We start from the raw sequence: 17,358 nt of genomic DNA, 5'->3' as shown, positions 1-17,358 counted from the left end.
ATCACCGTTTGGGGAGATGCTCGGATCGCGCAATGAAGCGTCGCATCATCTCAGCGCTGATGTTGCCCGCCGTACCGAGATTGCAGTACTGCAACCACAAATGGCCGCCCCACAACCTTTGCTGGAACGCAGAGACGCTCTGCAACAGCAGTCGCGCCGTCGTGCCATTCAGGAATTTGGCAGTATTAATCACCGGCCATACCAGTTCCGTGCAAATGGCATCGAGCATCTTTCTCGTTCCCTCAGCCACCGGCCACGTCAGCACATCCCGTCGATACTTCGAGCACCAACTAACATAACAGGCTGTCTGGTACACGCAAATCCGATGAGTAACCACATCGACCATGCGACAGATTCTAGCCCACAGAATGCGCTTCCCGCACGAGCAACTCCACCCACGAATGAAATCATGGGCTTATTTACGGAGGATCTATGACCAAGTCCCATGCGCTCATGCTCCTCCTGCTCGCCGGTGCAGCCAGCGCACAAACGGCTGTGATGCGCACGCCGGTGCCGGATCCCCGTCCACTCATGTTGGCAGCGATCGATTCGCCTGTCGGCGAAGCCTATGGGGTGCTGACCGGAGAAACGGCCGACGCGATCTCGAACAAGTTCAAGGCCACCACGCCGATTTATATCGACGTCACCACCATCAAGCGCTACGCGCAGCAGGGTTGCAGCAGGCTGAAGGTGGTGTTCTGGCAGGACGGTGTGCTCCTGCCAGGCGCAGCGGCGCCACGCAAGCAGACGATCGAATTCGGCATCAACTATTGCCGCGACGGCTTGCCGCCGCGCTCTTTGTGATGAGGGAAGCAACATGAAGCTTCTTTGCGCCATTCTCGCCCTCACCGTATCCGTAACCGCCGCCGCACAAGGCACCCAGCAGAAAACGGTCAACGTCGCGCGCGGATCGTCGTACTGGGGTGACAGCGAACGCGGCTGGCATTTCTACGAAGACCCGGAGCCGGAACCCGTGGAACCACCGAAAGCCGCTCCGGCGCCGGCGCCAGCGCCGAAATCAGAACCGCACAAGCCGCCGGAAATTGTGCAGTTCGAACGCCTCCAGAAAAAGCTGGAGGAATACCGCAACATCGCGATCATCAATCCGACCGAAGCCAATGTGCGCCGCTACATGGAGCTGGAATCGAAGGTGGTCGGGCAGGCATCGCTGTTCGCGGATGTGGCGCAACGCGTGGCGTGGGCGACACCGGAACTCGATCCCACGCTGCAGGGCCGTCCGGTCAACGCGAAGGCCCTGGAAGTCTTCGAGCACGATCAATTACAGGCGCGCTCGCACTCGATCGCCGAGCTGGGAAAAGACCACGTGTTGTTTTTCTTTTTCCGCAGCGATTGCCCGTATTGCCATGCGTTTGCGCCGACGCTGGAGGCATTCCAGGCCAGGTACGGCATCCAGGTGGTGCCGGTCAGCATGGACGGCGGCGGCTTGCCGAATTTTCCGAATCCGCGGCGCGACAACGGCATTGCCCGCACGCTCAATGTCGCGCAAGTGCCGGCGCTTTTCCTGGCGCAGCCCTTCACCGGAAAAATTACCCCGATCGGCTTCGGCGTGCTATCCGAGTCCCAACTGCTGGAACGCATCTCGATGGTATCGACCCCGTCGACCGAAGCCCTGGTCCCGAGCACCACCAAGCGGATTTCTTTGCGATAGGAAGGATTTATCGTGGCCCACCAACTCTTCAACCGCTCCATTGCCGTCGTCACCGCCGGCGCGCTTGGCCTGGCTCCACTTTCGATTCAGGCCGGCGACCTGAATGCGGAAGTGAACAACATGTTCAACAATCTCGGCGCGGTCGGGAATTACACCGCGCCCGGCGCGTTCCGGGGGCAGACCTACAATACCTATTCTGGCGGCAATTTCATGCTGCGCGCGCCGAACAAGGTCTATCAGTTGGCGGCCATCCAGTTCCCGAGCGCGAAAGCCGGTTGCGGCGGCATCGATGTGTTTGGCGGTTCGTTCTCGCACATCTCGGCGACCGAGTTCAAGAACATGCTGAAAAACATCACCGCCGCGCTGCCCGGCATCGCCTTCCAGCTGGCACTGGAAGCCGTCTCGCCCCTCTTGGGCGGCCTGACCAAGTGGGCCAAAGGCCTGGAGACCTGGATTAACAATGCGCGCATCAATTCCTGCGAGACGGCCAAGGCGATCGTAAGCACGGCCGCCGAGGCGGTCGGCTACAGCTCGCAGGAGGCGTGCGCTGACCTCGCCATCGACATGGGCCTTGAAACCGACCGGGATGCGGCACGCCGCCGCTGCGCAACCGACCGGCCGAGCATTCTTGCGTCCGCACGCGCCTCGGCCGACCCCCATATCAAGAACAAAGCCCCGTTTATCGGCAACTACACATGGAAGGCGCTGCAATTCACCGGCGCGTATTTGGATGATCAGGAACGCGAGCTGATCATGAGCATGGTCGGAACCGTGATCTTTTATCCCGACGAAGCGGGGCGCGATCCTGATCCGGTCGCACCGACCTTAACGTCGATTGCCCACCTGCTGTATGGCCAGACCGATGCGGCATCCGGCAATGTCATCCAGCATATACTGAAATGCAATAACTACACCGACTGTGATGTCGTCACGCTGGACACCAACTATACGCATACGCCCTTCACCAAGAAGGTCGAGGAGCTGATGCGTTCGATCGCAACGAAGATCGCGTCGCGCACGGCGATTCCGAACAATTCACCGGAAGTCGGGTTCGTGAATCAGACCAGCGAGCCGGTCTACAAGATGCTTTCGATCGGTGCGACCATCCCCGGCTCCGGTCTGGCCGATAGCCTGATTGCCCAATATCGCGATGTGATCGCCGCCGATTACGCATACGTGTTCCTCGAAAAGAATCTGCGGGTCGGCATGGCCGCGCTGGACAAGGATTTCACGCTGCTGGAGCCGCAACAACGCAAGGTCTCGGCGATCCGGCAGCGCGCACAAGCGATGCTGCTGCAGATCTCCCAGGAAAAGAACATCCTGTATCAAAAGGTCGGGTCGTTCAAGGCCGTGTCCTCCCATTTGGAGCAACTGGAGCGCCAGCTGCGCAGCAGCATGCCCCAGCACGTAATGGACATGCTCGGCCAGCAGGCCGCCTACCTGGGCAAGTAGCCGCCATCGCCAATACGTTTTCACCGGAGCCAGACTATGTGGGAAATCTTCGCCTATCAGAATTCGGACAGCCTGTTTGGCATCTTCAACGCGATTGCCGCCATCCGGGGTTCGGACACCTACCTGAGCGCGATAGCTGGTGTGGCTTTTTGCGGGTTTATCGCCGCGCTGCTCGCCTACGCATTCGCTCCACAGAAATTGCAAGGCTGGCAATGGCTCGCGACGGTGGTGCTGGTCTATTCGATCCTGTTCGTGCCGCGCGTCACCGTGGGCATCGTCGATAAGACCGGCGGCGCGCCGGTCAAGGTCGTCGGCAACGTCCCCTTTGGCCTGGCCATGTTCGGCGGCATCACGAGCACGGTCGGCAACACGATTACCGAGCTGTTCGAGACCGCGTTCCAGGTCATCCCGGGCAACGCCAACCTTCCGAGCGAGATGACGTACCAGAAAAACGGTCTCGTGTTCGGCAACCGGCTGATTCGCGAAACCGGCAGCGTGGTGTTCCAGGACCCGAATTTCCGGACCGATCTGATCAACTTCATTCACAACTGCACGATGTACGACCTGATCGATGGCACCATCGATCCCACCGCCTTCTCGCGCTCCGACGATGTCTGGAGCATGATGGGCAACCCGAATCCCGCGCGCTTCACCACGCTCACCGCCGCCGGCGGCACGGTCACCACCGACACCTGCCCGAATGCCTTTAACGACCTCTCCGCGCGCGTTCCTGCCCAAATCACTGTGATCCAGGCAAAGCTCGCGTTCCAGTTGAATCCGACCCTGCCGGCGGCAGCTGCCTCGTCGGTGATCGCCAATCAGATCCAGCAGGCCTATATCAGGAACAATATCGCGAATGCCGCTGCCACGGCAGCAGACATCATCCGGCAGAACGCTGTGATCAACGCGATCAATGACACCAGCAAAATCATCGGCCAAAAAATCAACGACCCGGCATCCATGGTACTTGCTGTCGGACAGGCGCAAGCGGTTGCCCAGACCAATGCCGCCTGGATCAACAATGGCAAGATCGCGGAACAGGCGCTGCCGGTGGTGCGCAACGTGGTCGAGGCGCTCGCGTACGCGCTGTTCCCGCTGGTCGTATTGCTGCTTTTCCTGACGAGCGGACGTGAGACGATGATGGCCCTGAAAAACTATCTCGGCGTGCTGATCTGGATTCAGCTCTGGCCACCGCTGTATGCGATCCTCAACTATATGGCGAGCATCTATGCCGCGTCCGAATTGTCGGCCGCGGCAGACATCGGCAGCGGCGCCAAGGCATTGTCGCTGCTGACAGCGTCACCGATATTTTCGAACGCGATTTCGTCGCAGGCGGTGGTCGGTTATCTGACCATCAGCATCCCCTTCATCGCGTGGGTAGCGATCAAACGGATGGAAAATCTCGGCAACGCACTGGTCGCCGGACTATCCGGACTGCAGTCAACGACTTCATCGACATCGGGTTCCGCGGCCAATGGCAATGTCAACATCGGTAATGTCAGCATGGATCAGATGCAGCTTGCGCCGAACCGGACGTCAGCGTTCATGAGCAGTGTCCAGAGCGACATTACCGGGAACACCCTGAGCACCAACGCGCTGACTGGCGTTTCGGCCATCAATATGCTGCGCAATCAAGGATTTGCATCGCGCATGGTTTCGGTTAAGGTTGGCGAACATGAGGTGGCGGAAGCCAATAAATCTGCCGAGGCAGCGCGAAGTGAAGCCATCGCGGCAAACACCGAGCGCTCTACGATCCTTGCCGATATTTTTAGCAAAGGCACGACCAAGCTCGGTTCTCATCGAAGTTCCAGCGGATCTTCCAGTAGCAGCTACGAAGAGATCGGTAACAGTCTTGACCATCTCAATCAAATTACCAATCAAGTCGCTTCCAAAACCGGTTTGACCCAGCAGCAAGTTGCGCAAATCGCTTTTGGCGCTGCTGGCCGCTTTGGCATTGGCACCAACGGCCCCTTGCTGAAAGCAGGCGCCGAAGTGAGAGCAAGTGCAGGAAAGAATTACAGCGCAGGCATTTCGGCTGAAGAGCAGAAAGTTCTCAGTCATCTCACGCAGGACCAGGTGGCCGAATTCAAGAAGTTCGGCGATCGTCTCAGTCGTGACACCAACGTGCTCAATGCCCTATCACGCGACAATAACGAAGCGTCAGAGCTGTCCTCGCGCCTCGCTACCACGACTAATCGAGCGCAACGCAATGAAGCAAAGTACGCTGAGCGCGTTGCGTTTGCCGAACGACTATCCAGTGCACGCGAAAAGGGAGAGACGATTTCGATCGATATTGCCGCAGACCCTCACAATATTGAAATGTTTCGGCGCTATGCGGAGCAATATGGCGGTACCAGCGCATCTGCACATGCCCTGTTGGATAGTGAACTCGCGCGTCAGGCGCCTCGTCCGAATCGCGTATTTTCGGATGGGACTGCAGTTCCTGTTTCATTCGGCGATGCTTCAATACCGTACGATTCCTATAGCGCCGCCCCGAATCTCAATCCCAATATTGACGCTATCAATAAGAAAAACCGCTCGGCAGTGAAAGCTCATGGCCCGGCAATCTCAGCGCCAGCACAATCCGCTTCTGTTACCAATCCGGAACTGCAAACTGTTCGAAAGGATATCCGAGAAAGGGGCAAACTGCTCACGGATAACACGGGTGCCGCTCCAAAAGAATTCGATAAAAAGGCTGAAATTACCAAGAGTGAAGATGGCACGCTTTCTTCGCGCAAATCATTATTTGGCAAGGTAATGAAGCAGGTTGGTAATGACGCTTCTAATACTCTCGAAAATGCGAAAGAAGTCGTTCAAAAGGTTTTGAAGGACAAATAGGATTAACACCGCCCGGGCTATTTCAATTTAAGTTTGGAACAGGAAGCTCAATACCCTTTGGGAGCTGAAAGGGCAGCCTTCTTCTTGAATATGCGTTTTACGAGGCGATATCTCTGGTGTAGTGAATATCAGAGGCATCACGCCATCCCGTCATGGTCTTCGTTAGTGGGTCAGTATCCCCAGCTGCATTGAATGGAAACTGCTGTCGGTAATTCCCCCATTCATCTGCTGTCATCATCGGAGAATACGGCTGACAGTCCTGTTGAGACTCATTTCTGCTCATACCGACCTTGCCGCCTCTTCCCCATTTACGTCTTCTTACGGCCAAGATCGAAGCAAAAATTGCCACACCAACGGGAGCGCCAAACCCGGCTCCTACCAAACCACCCACAATCATTGCCGGAGCACTACTGTTGATCACCGGTGATACACCAACCAGCACACCTAAAGCGGTTGTTATCCAAACAATACTCTTCATTGTTGCTTTTCCTCATGCATGGACAGTTTCAAGCATCCTGCAGCGACAAGCGATAGCGGTGCTGAATATTCTGCCGGTGGTTTGTTATTGAAATTAGAGATAAATCAGATGCCGTTCCATATCATTTTTCCCGCCACTCTTCCACAGTCTCTGGCAGACGGACGGCAGACGTTTCTGTTTGCCTTCTACGGTCCGTCGCGACGTATCAGGCATGCCATTGTCTTCAATACTCTTTGGCAGTGGCAGTTATAGAGGAATGGCGATAATTCGAGTCCAGGAATCCCAAGAACTGATGCCAAAAGCCCCAAGAAAATCGCCCCTTTCCCCGTAGCTGCCACCCGTTCCGGAATGTAATTTGGTGATGGACCTTATCGAATGCCCAAGTGCAGTCATCTAATACATTTCTTGCGGAGCAAACGCATGATTAACGAGACATCGTCCATCGACCAGCGCTCGCCTCATCCCACCAACGCAGTGCCAGATTCTGAGTCGCACGAAACTGGACTGCTGGCGCTTCAATTGCTCAGGGAAATGCGCGCCCAGCGTGAAAGTCTACAGGCCGAACACCAGCTTGCCGCTGTGGAGCGCAAGTCGGAACGTCATTGGAGAATGTTCTTCCAAGGGATCTTCTTTGCCGCACCACTCGTGCTCGGCCTTTTGTACTTCTTGTTCTTCCTTAGCTCTGCCGGCTTCCGCCTGGGGCCATTTACGGATGTTGTAGGCGTCGTGCATATTGATGGCCAGATCGCGTCCGGCGCCACTTCCTCCGCAGACAAAATCGTCCCCGCGTTGGAGCGCGCCTTCTCGGACGCCAATGTAAAAGGCGTTGTACTGGCGATCGACAGTCCCGGTGGTGCTCCAGTCGAATCGGAACGAATTACCGATGCGATCACGTCCCTGAAAAAGAAGCACCATAAACCGGTCGTTGCAGTGATCAACAATGTCGGCGCCTCGGCGGCCTACATGATCGCCATGCATGCGGACAAAGTCGTCGCCGGCAAATACAGTCTAGTCGGTTCCATCGGCGCGATCATGGCGCCTTGGGAGCTCCATCGCGCCATGGCCAAGCTCGACGTTTCGCAGCGTGTCTACGCGTCGGGCAAACTCAAAGCTTTCCTTAACCCGTTCACCCCGGTTTCGCCGGAAGTCGATGCGAAGGCGAAGAAGCTGGTTGACCAGATGGGCCAGACCTTCGTCAGCGAACTGAACGCCACCCGTGGCGCATTCCTCAAACCAGGCGTTGACTATGGCAGTGGCGAGGTGTGGGGGGGACTGGAGGCCAAGGAGTTGGGCCTGGTCGACGCAATCAGCACCGTGGATGACGTCGTCGCCACGACGTGGGGGCTCAGGACCTACAATTTCGGGCCACACCAGGACGGATTCGCCGCGATTGCATCGACGTTCCGTGCAGCGGTATCCGACGCGCTCCTCAACCTTGTCGTGCGAAAAAGCTTCCAGATTCAGTAGGACTGCGACATCTCATCCCGCGCCGACCGAATGACTCGCATCACTTATACCGGCCCGGATTTTTTCTGCGACTGCACGTTATACATCATGCTCACCACGATGATCAGCAGAATCAGAATCTGGGCGACGATCGTCTGCAGCGATGGATAGATGCCCAAAACATCAATACGTGGCAGCTTCACCGGCGTTACGTCCAGAAATCCAACCTTTTGAAGTGCGGCAACGCCTTTCCCCATCAGGACGACCGCCAATACGCCGACCAGTGCCGAGCTGATTGCAAAGAATTGGCTTATCGGCAATCGCGTCGTGGACCGCAGCAGGATAAATGCGATGCCACCGAGGATGGCGATTCCTGTCACAAGCCCCGCAAGCATGTACATGCCGTTGCCCTCTGCCCAAAGTGCTGCATAGAAGAGAACGGTTTCAAACACCTCGCGGTAAACAGTGATGAACGACAGCAGGAACAGCATCATGGCCGACTTCCTGTTCAACGCCGACGAAAGCTTTTGTTTCACATAGGCTTGCCAGCGCCCCGCCAGACTTTTCTGATGCATCCAAATACCCACGCCCAGCAACACCAGGGCCGCAAAGATGGCAGAAATTCCTTCCGTCATTTCGCGGCTGGCACCACTCACGTCCACCAGATAGGTCGCAGCGGCCCAGGTCAACCCTCCTGCCGCCAAGGCCGCGACCCAGCCTGCATGAATGTATGGAAGAACATCCGTGCGTTCCGCCTTTTTCAAGAAAGCCATCATTGCGACCACCACCAGGAGCGCTTCCAATCCCTCGCGCAGGAGAATTGTCAGGGCGCCGATGAACGCGGACAGCGGATCATTCGCTCCGCCGAGTGCCGACTGCGCCTCATTCAACAAGGTCTGCAAGCGCTGTTCAATCTCATGCGCTTGCTGAACTTGACCGCTGTTGATCGCACTGCGGTATGCCCCCATCGTCTTTTCAATATCCTCGAACAGCGAATGATTCTTTGCCGCCAACGCCGGTTCCGCCGGCTCGAAGCCATCGAGATAAGCGGACAACGCCAACTGGGAAGCCAAAGACCGGTCCCCCTTATCCAACGCTGCCCCACTTTCCTTCAATTTGCTCTTCGCGAGCGTCAGCGTGTCCAGGTTCGATTCACTCAGCGCCTGCGGAGCACTACGCAAATAGGCAAGCAAGGGTCGCGCAGAGTCTTCCCCCAGAGTCTTGGCCAATGCCGCTTCTGATGCCTGGCTTAGCTTGGCAAGCGTCGGCACTGAAGCATGTAGCTCCGGTCGCGACGCCCATAATTTCGCACCCGCTTGACGATCTTCCTCGGAATAGGACAGGGTCGATACAAAATAGGCAATCGCCCAACGGTCGTCATCGGACAATTGTCCAAACCCCTGCATGGACGTCCCTTCCACGCCCCGCGTGATGATCTGCTGTAGCGCGAACACGCTTCGTTCCCGTGCACGTTCATGATCGGTGAATGCGATCGGCGGTGGATTCAACCGGAACGATAATGGGCCATCCCCCCGTCCAGACGTACCATGGCAAGACGCACACTGGCTTTGATAAAGTTTCGCGCCTTGCTGCAGGTCCGGGTCTTTTCCGGGAGAAGCCGGAACCGGGTAGGCGGCGAGCAATCCTGCGGCCAGCATACGCGCGCGATCGCCCACAACCTCCGCGGGCGCTTTGTCGGCGATAGCGACGCGTAGGGCGGCGGCTCCTTTCAACAGATTCGCTGATGCAGTCGTTGGCGGCAAATCACGCAACTGCCGCTCCGCAGCTTGCGCAAACTCCCGCATTTCAGCGTACTCATCCTCGCTGACGACTTTGGCATCCTTGACCGCCTTGCCGTAATCAACGGCAAGATAGTCGAGCAATTGCCAAATCTGTTTTGCCTTATCTTGCGTTGAGACGTCGTCGGCATGGACTGTCGAAACCAATGACATCAGACAAACCAGAACCATCAAAAAAATACGCAGCGCTTGCATAGGACTTTGAAATCACCGGACAAGTAGATGAGAATGATTATAGTTTAAATTTTAAGACGCGTGCGAATCGACATGTCTACGGCGCAAGACTGCGATCTGTCCCCCATCCTCAAGATCAAGCTGATGCAGCGCTCATCCCAGTTGCCCGCCGCAATTCGTCGGCAATACGAAATACTTCAGCAGCATCAGTTGCAAGCGGACGAACAGTACGCCGTGGTGTGTTGGCTCAGAGCCGTTGGTTGGCCACGTCGGGACGGGCCAGCGCGTCTCAAAAAACCCGCCCGCATCGGCACATTTCTCAATGATTTCAGACGCTTACGCGTACAACTGCGCACTCTGGGCGGCGCTGGCATGCTCCCTGCTGTACTCCTGTCGAGTGCAACACAACGCTCACCACCAACCCGAGACTTCACCCGATTAGGAGAACTGATATGAAAACCCTGACCATCAAAGACTTGCCTGTGGCAGAAGAGCTTGATCGCAAAGCGATGGCGTCCATCCAAGGCGGCATGTGCGGCGCTTGCGGACCGTATTCGCCCTCGAGTTACTCGCCTGGCTATCCTTCTTCCTGGAGCCCCCAGCCCGATGTAACGAAGAACGACTTTAACTTCAACGCGTCGCAGTCGCTTAACCAGAGCCAGAACACCTTGGTCAACAACGGCAACAACGCTGCTTTCGTGTCCGGCATCACCGCCAACGTGCATCCGACTCAAAACGGCAGCAACAACATCAAATTCGGCTAATCGCCGCGTTCGCTGCTTACGGCCCCCCCACACATTTTTAGGAGATTTGAAATGGCAATCCTGATCATCAAAGACTTGTCCGTCACCGCAGAACTCGACAGCAAAGCGATGACCGCCGTACGCGGCGGCACCAGCAAAGGCTATACGCCGTCTTACAGCCCGCTTTTCAGCATCTCGAAGAGCGACTTCAGCTTCGACGCATCGCAATTGCTCGGCCAGTCCCAGGAAACCGTGGTCAACAACGGCAACAACGTCGCTTTTGCGTCCGGCATCACGGCCAACGTGAATCCGACTCAGACAGGCACCAACACCATCAACTTCGGCTACTAATCAATGTCCGGGCGGAGGCCTCGACCGCCTCCCCCGTCCCAAGGAGAACAAGCATGTCGACCATTGTGATCCATGACCTTGCCAAGAGCGAGGATCTTGACCGTCAGGCGATGTTCGCCGTTCGTGGCGGAATAGCCACAGGCGGGAATTCCTGGCTAGCAGGCCTGGGGCCTGTCGCCAACGTCAATGTTGGCGTCAACCAGAACATAACCCAACTCCAGAACATTGGTGTCAACGTGCTGAACAATGTTGGCTCAATCGGTGCCGGATTCATCCCGCCGGACCTCAAAATCAGTCCGACACAATTCGCCACCGCCAATGCCGCCATTTAAGCGCCCCTCAGCAATGGAGGTCTCATGACCTCCATCCTTCCAAATGGTGGCTTCCCTTAAATACGGACTGGATTGAAGAGGCAAGTACGGCCGCGTGAACTGTGTGACGCCACCAGGTTAGCGTGCCACTGTCCGAGGCGCGTCTTTCTGCGCTTCTACAGGCACGAGAATGTCGCCTTTCATGCCAGTGTCAAAATGCCCGGGCTGAAAACAGGCAAAGCCAATTTGCCCGGTCTGGGAGAACTTCCAGACGATTTCACCGGTTGCGCCCGGTGCTACAGAAATCCAATAAGGAGCGTCGAGCTTGGTATCTGGATTGCTCTTCATTCGTTCGTTATGTTCCTTCAATCGCCTGGCTGTTCCCAGCATGAATTCATGCGGCCCTCTGCCCTTGTTGACAATGACAAAGCGTATGGTTTCATTCCTCTCCACAGTAATATTGTCCGGCTTAAAACGCATCTCGTCCGACATGTCGATATTGACAGTACGCGTCACGTTCTGTGGATCACCGGCCTTACCGATCAATAAGTCATCAAAGCCGCTATGATCGCCATGCGCAAATGCCGAAACCATACCCGCATATCCCAGTATCACCGCGCACAGATATCGTCGATATGAATTTCTCATTGTCTTCTCCCCATAATTTATTCCGCTCACTCGCCGTGTTTATCATCGGCATTGTTTGTCAACTGCCGCTACTGCTCCGCTGATACCTGTGGCAGATGATTCAGGAAAGTAACGATATCCCATATGTATGATCATCATCGCTTTTGTCCCACGCCGGCATGCCCATCATTTTGATGCCGTGCTTGATGATCCAAAAGGTTTCAGCGGCATCCTGAACGGGACGTTTAGTCAGATCGGACGCTTGAAGACTCAGTGCCGGTCCGATATCCGACGCAGGCATGCCGGGGGGCACGATGGCAACCTGCACACATTTCGGCATATTCTCGCGTACCTGAGGCAAGTCTCCCGGAAGTATCGAGTTTGGGTTTCTGAATACCACGCACTCTGGCATTCACCGAGCGCTCGCGTATCACAGCGACCACGGAGCGCGTCACTTCGGTATGGAGATCGTCAGCCGCGATATTGTAAATGCCGTACCACGCAACCGATGCCAGCCCGACCGCAACCTGCAGGCCGATCGACAAGGCTGCATGGATCTGTCGCGCGCCGTGTATGGTTTCCTCGTCAGAACCAGATCCGAATCCCAGCGACCACCTCGGATTCCCGCACCTTACCGCCCGCATCGCGGGTGAAATCAGCCGTATTGCCGAACTTGCGCCTCCACGCCACCCCGAGGTAGGGCGCGAACTGTCGCCTGATTTCATATCGCAGCCGAAAACCGAGCTCGACATCCGCTAGCCCGGATCCGATACCCCGCGCCCGATCGTTCCTGCTGTAGAGATTGGCTTCCAGGCTCGGCTGCAAAATCAGCCGCTGCGTGATAAGCAGTTCATACTTGAATTCCGCCCGCGCCGCCAGTGTGCCGCCATTGCCCCAATAGGCGGTTGCTTCCGTTTCAAACCAATACGGTGCAAGCCCCTGCACGCCGAACGCGATCCAATCGCGCGCAGCACCTTGGCCGGTGTCATGCCGAACACCTAGCTGCGTGCTCCAGAATGCCGCAAACGCGCGATCCCATAAAGCCTCGGTACGCAGACGTTCAAGGCGGCCATTTCGATGCTCCCCTTCGGCTTTGAGCCAAAGTTTGTGGTAGTCCCCGCCATACCACGCTTCCGCCTCCAGATTCTGTCCATACTCACGCCGAGCATCGACGGCTTCGAGCCTGCTTACGAGCACTCGGCCGAACAATTCATCATCACGCATTTCCATCCCACCCAGGGATTTTTTCTTCGTTCCTTCCGCATAGGCATCAGGATCACGCGCGTCCGGCCCGGGCAGACCGCCCTGCATCGGTCCCATCTGCATCCCCGGAATCGGTTCCATCGCCATACCCGGCATGCCGCGCTGATTCTGGGCACGCTCTGGCGGTTCGTGCTTCACACCATGTTCCATGCCTGCCATCCCGTCATGCCCGCTCCCCTGCTCATGGGCAGGAGCCATTTGCATGCCTTCATGATCGATACCGGACTTTGGGGCAGGTGCAGTGCCTTGATCCATATGATCGCGGTCCATTTGGCCGTGCTCCATCCCCGACATGCTGTCCAAGGGCTTTTCGCTGCCGGACTCCTCCCGGCGCGGCTTCCGTTTTTTCTCGCGTGATTGATCGCTGTCCTTTTGTTGATTCTCGGGCATTTGCATGCCAGGCATATCCGCCATGTTGTGCTGGGCAAGCACCCAGCCAGGCTTAGCCATGGCAAAACAAGCGACCAAGGCGCTTGCCCATTTCTTCTTGTTCTTAAGGAGCCGGATCATGATACGACCACCTCGCGGAACATGCCCGCTTCCATGTGATAAAGCAGGTGACAATGGTAGGCCCAGCTTCCCGGCGCATCCGCAGTGACCAGATAGGTAACGCGCTGCGCCGGTTGTACGTTGATCGTGTGCTTGCGCGCCTGGAACCGCCCATCAGGCGATTCGAGCTCGCCCCACATGCCGTGCAAGTGAATCGGATGGTTCATCATGGTGTCGTTCACCAGCACCAGCCGCAGCCGCTCGCCATAGCGGAAATGGACCGGCTTCGATTCCGAAAACTTTTGCCCGTCGAAGGAGAACATGAAGCGCTCCATGTTCCCGGTCAGGTGCAGTTCGATCTCGCGTGCCGGCGGGCGGGCATCAATCGGGCCGCCGATGGTGTGCAGGTCGGCATACGTCAGTACGCGCCTGCCGTTGTTACGCAGGTTAACGCCGGGGTCATCCAGATTGGTCCGCGGCATATCTACATGCATGTCCACACCCGGCCCGTATTCCGTACGCGCGTGGCGTACACGCGGCATGGTCTGATTGTTGGCCATTCCGGCCATGCCGCCATGTCTCATCCCTTGCATTCCTGTCATGCTGGCATGGTCCATGTGATCCGTCTTTGCGTGATCCATGCCCGGCATATCACTCGTGCCCTGATATCCCTCCTTGTCGTTCATGCTGCCCATGGCGCCCATCATGTCCGTCATGGACAACCACTGTGGTTGATCCAACGTCGGCACCTCCGCTTGCATGCCAGCACGCGGTGCCAGCGTGCCGCGCGCATACCCGGTACGATCGATCGATTGTGCAAAGATCGTATAGGCGCGTTCATCGTGCGGCTCCACCACCACATCGTAGGTTTCCGCCACCGACATCCGGATCTCGTCCACCGTCACTGGCTCGACATCCTGTCCATCGGCTGCAATCACGGTCATTTTCAAGCCCGGAATGCGCACATCGAAAATCGTCGTCGCCGCACCGTTGATGAAGCGGAGCCGCACCTTTTCTCCGCGTTGGAACAGCCCCGTCCAGTTCATGGATGCCGAGTGTCCATTAACCAGGTAGGTAAATGAGACGCCGCTGCGCGAAGCGCCGGTGATATCGCTAAAGTCCGTCGGCAGCATGCGCATCTGGTTCCACATGCTGCGCTTTTCGATGGCGCCTGCAAGCCCCATCTTCGCTACATCGCGCATGAATTCGGCCGCGGTAGGCTGATTAAAATTGAAGAAGTCGCTCATTTTCTTCAATTTTGCAAACAGTGACTCCGGATCGACATCGGTCCAGTCCGACAGCATCACGACGTGTTCGCGATCGGTGCGGACACGCTCGCCGCCCCGCGGCTCGATGATCAGTGGCCCATACAGCCCGCTCTGCTCCTGGAACCGTGAATGGCTGTGGTACCAATAGGTGCCGCTCTGCTTCGCTTGGAATCGGTAGACGAAGGTTTCTCCCGGCGCGATGCCATTAAAGCTCAGGCCGGGAACACCATCCATTCCCGCCGGGACCAGTATCCCGTGCCAATGGATGGAGCTGATTGCCGGCAACCGATTGGTAACCCGCAGCGTGATGGTATCGCCCTGGCGCCAGTGAAGGATCGGCGCCGGAACCTGGTGGTTGACCGCGGTGGCAATGCGGGGAACACCGGTGAGATTGACGGCCGTCGGAGCGATTTCCAGATTAAATTCGTTGCCACGCAATACCTGTGGTCCTTCTCCTCTTCCCGCAGCCCACGCCATCGTTGCATACGGCGCTATTCCGGCGTAAGCGCCAAGTGCTCCCAGACGGAGCAGAAGTCGGCGCCGCTGCAGATCGGGCATGTTGTCGGAGCGCGCATCGTGCTTCATGGGCAATCATCTCCTCGCAGACACACATTTCGTATTCATGAGCGTGGTGCAGAAAAAAACCTGCCGGAACGCTTGACCGGTGCAATGTGTGCATAATCCATACCAGCGATAGATGTACTCAGCGGAACTTGTTGAGACAATCTGCCACGATGCGCACCACTCTCATGCAGCGCCGTACTTATGCCAGCCTGCCCAGAGTAAACCGATTGGGCAATCGCATACTGTGATTTCTGACAACAGGCTTCTCGCAAAACCCTTGCCATCAGGTTTGAAGAAATTGAATTAATGTGCGATTGCGCCGGGCATTTCCCCCTGTGCTGCGGTCTGTGCGCCTGTCGCCATTCTCCGGCATTCTGCTGCGCAATCGCGGCAGGCTTCCGCGCAACGCTGGCAGTGCTCCATCTGGAACTGTGCGCACTCTTCGCCACACGCATCACATATTTCCGCACAAGCATTGCAAACCAAGCTTGCGAACGCACTGCCGCGCGCCATGTAACTTGCCGCCAGCCGACACATTTGCGCACAATCGAGGTCGAGCTGAACACACTTTGCCATTTTCTGTACATCCTGTTCAGTCAAACAGGAGACAGCGCAGTGGTCACATGCTGTCGCGCAGGAATAACATTCATCTATGCAGGACTGAAACTGTTCGTGTGCCATAAGAATCTCCGTATTAATACGACCATGCCTCTTTGGAAGCCGGATCTACGCTCGCTTCATAATGATTGAAAAATTTTTCTTCATCGCCCTGAAATAAGGAATCTACTATTCCATGCTGCTCTGCCCGCGGACGCCCGTAGTCGGCTGGAAATCGCAGATATTGAACTTGTCACATAACTGTTTGCGCATTTCATTGATCCCCCGGGTCTGGTTTTCGACAATGCCTTCGCAATAATGGATCAGCGAATCATGCTTGAGATCGGCCTTGACACGGCAATCCTGGCTGGGCGCCAGCGCGCGGTAATGGTGACTGCTGAATACTTCGAGAAAGACATGGTTGAACTGCTCGCCTGCGGCGGTCTGCTCCAGCAACTGAATCTGTTGCTGCCCTTCCGGCAATAGTTGCGGTGTGCTGTTGATCCCATACCATTCGCGCAAAAATCGTTGTGCAGTCGCGATCTCTTCACGTTGCATCCGATTTGCTTGTCGCGCCATCGATTTGATTTCATCCGACGTGGCTTTGGCCGGTGTTGCTGAGGTGTCCGGCGTCGGCGACGTGCCCTCTTGTGGGTTGTCGATGGCCGCTTCTCTCTGCAAGTCAGTCCCCGCAGCCAGCTCGGTCATCCGTAGGGCTGAGAAATGGTGGTTGATGATAAAGGTCAGGTAGTCTTTTTCAAACTGCGCTGTGATACCGCGGCCAGGACTATCTGCGCTGGCCGGCGCTGTTAGCAGCGCCCCGGAAATTAAAACTATTGCCAATTTACCGACAACGTAATTCCAATTGTTCTTAACCTTCTGCATAGTCTCTATCTCCTGAAAAAGTTACCGATTGCAGCTCCTTCTACAAGGGGTTAGCTGCAAGATCATGGAACAGGCGCGCACACTACCTGTGACATTGCCGCCGCCGACGGTGGCAAGCAAGAGGCATACCGCAAAAGTTAAGACGATCAGCGAAAGAGGAAAGATGAGGCGGAAGCGCATCACACCGCATAAATGTTATGGCAGAAAGCATAGAAGCAGACAAGAGACTGCCAGGTTGCATGCCCTGCCTCAAAGAGAGGAGCAGTGGTTTGCGGTTTGAATCCGGCTTCCGGGTCAAGACAATAAACTTGGAAAATATGTCGTCGATCAAGAATCGGTTCGCCGTTCCCACAGCGATAAACTCATACCATATGGTCGTACTGGACAGTTTTCACCGACAAGTC

17 protein-coding genes are annotated in these 17,358 nt (G+C 56.4%); 8 read left to right on the top strand and 9 right to left on the bottom strand.

Going from position 1 to position 17,358, the window contains the following annotated elements:
- Position 1 precedes the first annotated feature (1 nt).
- The gene (locus E6W33_RS07085) at positions 2–229 is read right to left on the bottom strand and encodes a transposase (protein ID WP_211097253.1); all 228 of its coding nucleotides are present in this window, start codon (positions 227–229) and stop codon (positions 2–4) included.
- A 203-nt stretch (positions 230–432) separates the two neighbouring features.
- Here E6W33_RS07085 and E6W33_RS07080 point away from each other — a divergent pair, with 203 nt between their 5' ends.
- Genes E6W33_RS07080 through E6W33_RS07065 form a run of 4 tightly spaced genes read left to right on the top strand, consistent with a single transcriptional unit; the run spans position 433 to position 5,959 of the window.
- Complete coding sequence (locus E6W33_RS07080) at positions 433–804, top strand: hypothetical protein (RefSeq protein ID WP_136415849.1); 372 nt, start codon at positions 433–435, stop codon at positions 802–804.
- A gap of 13 nt (positions 805–817) precedes the next feature.
- Positions 818–1,669, top strand: coding sequence for a conjugal transfer protein TraF (gene traF / locus E6W33_RS07075; RefSeq protein WP_136415847.1), 852 nt, complete (start codon positions 818–820; stop codon positions 1,667–1,669).
- Positions 1,670–1,681: 12 nt separating this feature from the next.
- Positions 1,682–3,121: a conjugal transfer protein TraH gene (locus E6W33_RS07070; RefSeq protein ID WP_247869557.1), complete on the top strand. Its 1,440-nt coding sequence runs from the start codon at positions 1,682–1,684 to the stop codon at positions 3,119–3,121.
- A 36-nt stretch (positions 3,122–3,157) separates the two neighbouring features.
- Positions 3,158–5,959: a conjugal transfer protein TraG N-terminal domain-containing protein gene (locus E6W33_RS07065; RefSeq protein WP_136415845.1), complete on the top strand. Its 2,802-nt coding sequence runs from the start codon at positions 3,158–3,160 to the stop codon at positions 5,957–5,959.
- A gap of 97 nt (positions 5,960–6,056) precedes the next feature.
- On the opposite strand, the gene E6W33_RS07060 is transcribed toward E6W33_RS07065, so the two are convergent.
- Positions 6,057–6,437 (bottom strand): hypothetical protein, encoded by a 381-nt coding sequence (locus E6W33_RS07060; RefSeq protein ID WP_136415843.1) that lies wholly within the window; start codon positions 6,435–6,437, stop codon positions 6,057–6,059.
- A gap of 420 nt (positions 6,438–6,857) precedes the next feature.
- On the opposite strand from E6W33_RS07060, the gene E6W33_RS07055 reads away from it, so the two are divergent.
- Positions 6,858–7,904 carry a S49 family peptidase gene (locus E6W33_RS07055; RefSeq protein WP_168798562.1) on the top strand — a complete coding sequence of 349 codons (1,047 nt, stop codon included), beginning with the start codon at positions 6,858–6,860 and terminating at the stop codon, positions 7,902–7,904.
- 44 nt (positions 7,905–7,948) lie between these two features.
- On the opposite strand, the gene E6W33_RS07050 is transcribed toward E6W33_RS07055, so the two are convergent.
- Positions 7,949–9,877 carry a cytochrome c/FTR1 family iron permease gene (locus E6W33_RS07050; RefSeq protein WP_136415839.1) on the bottom strand — a complete coding sequence of 643 codons (1,929 nt, stop codon included), beginning with the start codon at positions 9,875–9,877 and terminating at the stop codon, positions 7,949–7,951.
- A gap of 431 nt (positions 9,878–10,308) precedes the next feature.
- Between E6W33_RS07050 and E6W33_RS07045 the strand changes: the two genes are divergently transcribed.
- Genes E6W33_RS07045 through E6W33_RS07035 form a run of 3 tightly spaced genes read left to right on the top strand, consistent with a single transcriptional unit; the run spans position 10,309 to position 11,282 of the window.
- A complete protein-coding gene (locus E6W33_RS07045; protein WP_136415837.1) occupies positions 10,309–10,620 on the top strand; it encodes a hypothetical protein in 312 nt (103 codons plus the stop codon).
- Positions 10,621–10,671: 51 nt separating this feature from the next.
- Positions 10,672–10,950 carry a hypothetical protein gene (locus E6W33_RS07040; protein WP_136415835.1) on the top strand — a complete coding sequence of 93 codons (279 nt, stop codon included), beginning with the start codon at positions 10,672–10,674 and terminating at the stop codon, positions 10,948–10,950.
- A gap of 53 nt (positions 10,951–11,003) precedes the next feature.
- On the top strand, positions 11,004–11,282 hold the full coding sequence (locus tag E6W33_RS07035) for a hypothetical protein (protein ID WP_136415833.1): 279 nt from the start codon (positions 11,004–11,006) through the stop codon (positions 11,280–11,282).
- A gap of 117 nt (positions 11,283–11,399) precedes the next feature.
- Here E6W33_RS07035 and E6W33_RS07030 read toward each other — a convergent pair whose 3' ends face one another.
- From E6W33_RS07030 to E6W33_RS07005, 6 genes are all read right to left on the bottom strand, one after another.
- Positions 11,400–11,909 carry a cupredoxin family protein gene (locus E6W33_RS07030; protein WP_136415831.1) on the bottom strand — a complete coding sequence of 170 codons (510 nt, stop codon included), beginning with the start codon at positions 11,907–11,909 and terminating at the stop codon, positions 11,400–11,402.
- A 100-nt stretch (positions 11,910–12,009) separates the two neighbouring features.
- The gene (locus E6W33_RS07025) at positions 12,010–12,249 is read right to left on the bottom strand and encodes a hypothetical protein (protein ID WP_136415829.1); all 240 of its coding nucleotides are present in this window, start codon (positions 12,247–12,249) and stop codon (positions 12,010–12,012) included.
- Positions 12,250–12,473: 224 nt separating this feature from the next.
- Positions 12,474–13,661: a copper resistance protein B gene (locus tag E6W33_RS27460; RefSeq protein ID WP_247869556.1), complete on the bottom strand. Its 1,188-nt coding sequence runs from the start codon at positions 13,659–13,661 to the stop codon at positions 12,474–12,476.
- Complete coding sequence (locus E6W33_RS07015; RefSeq protein ID WP_211097252.1) at positions 13,658–15,493, bottom strand: copper resistance system multicopper oxidase; 1,836 nt, start codon at positions 15,491–15,493, stop codon at positions 13,658–13,660. Before E6W33_RS07015 ends, E6W33_RS27460 begins: the two co-directional genes overlap by 4 nt.
- A 282-nt stretch (positions 15,494–15,775) precedes the next feature.
- The gene (locus E6W33_RS27935) at positions 15,776–15,895 is read right to left on the bottom strand and encodes a four-helix bundle copper-binding protein (RefSeq protein WP_348983155.1); all 120 of its coding nucleotides are present in this window, start codon (positions 15,893–15,895) and stop codon (positions 15,776–15,778) included.
- A 363-nt stretch (positions 15,896–16,258) separates the two neighbouring features.
- On the bottom strand, positions 16,259–16,954 hold the full coding sequence (locus E6W33_RS07005) for a DUF305 domain-containing protein (RefSeq protein WP_136415824.1): 696 nt from the start codon (positions 16,952–16,954) through the stop codon (positions 16,259–16,261).
- Positions 16,955–17,358: the final 404 nt, after the last annotated feature.

It is taken from the genome of Herbaspirillum sp. ST 5-3, assembly GCF_004804275.1.
In the GTDB taxonomy this organism is placed as follows: Bacteria; Pseudomonadota; Gammaproteobacteria; order Burkholderiales; family Burkholderiaceae_D; genus Noviherbaspirillum.
Note: the sequence above shows the minus strand (reverse complement) of the source record. Positions and strands in the feature narration are given on the sequence as shown.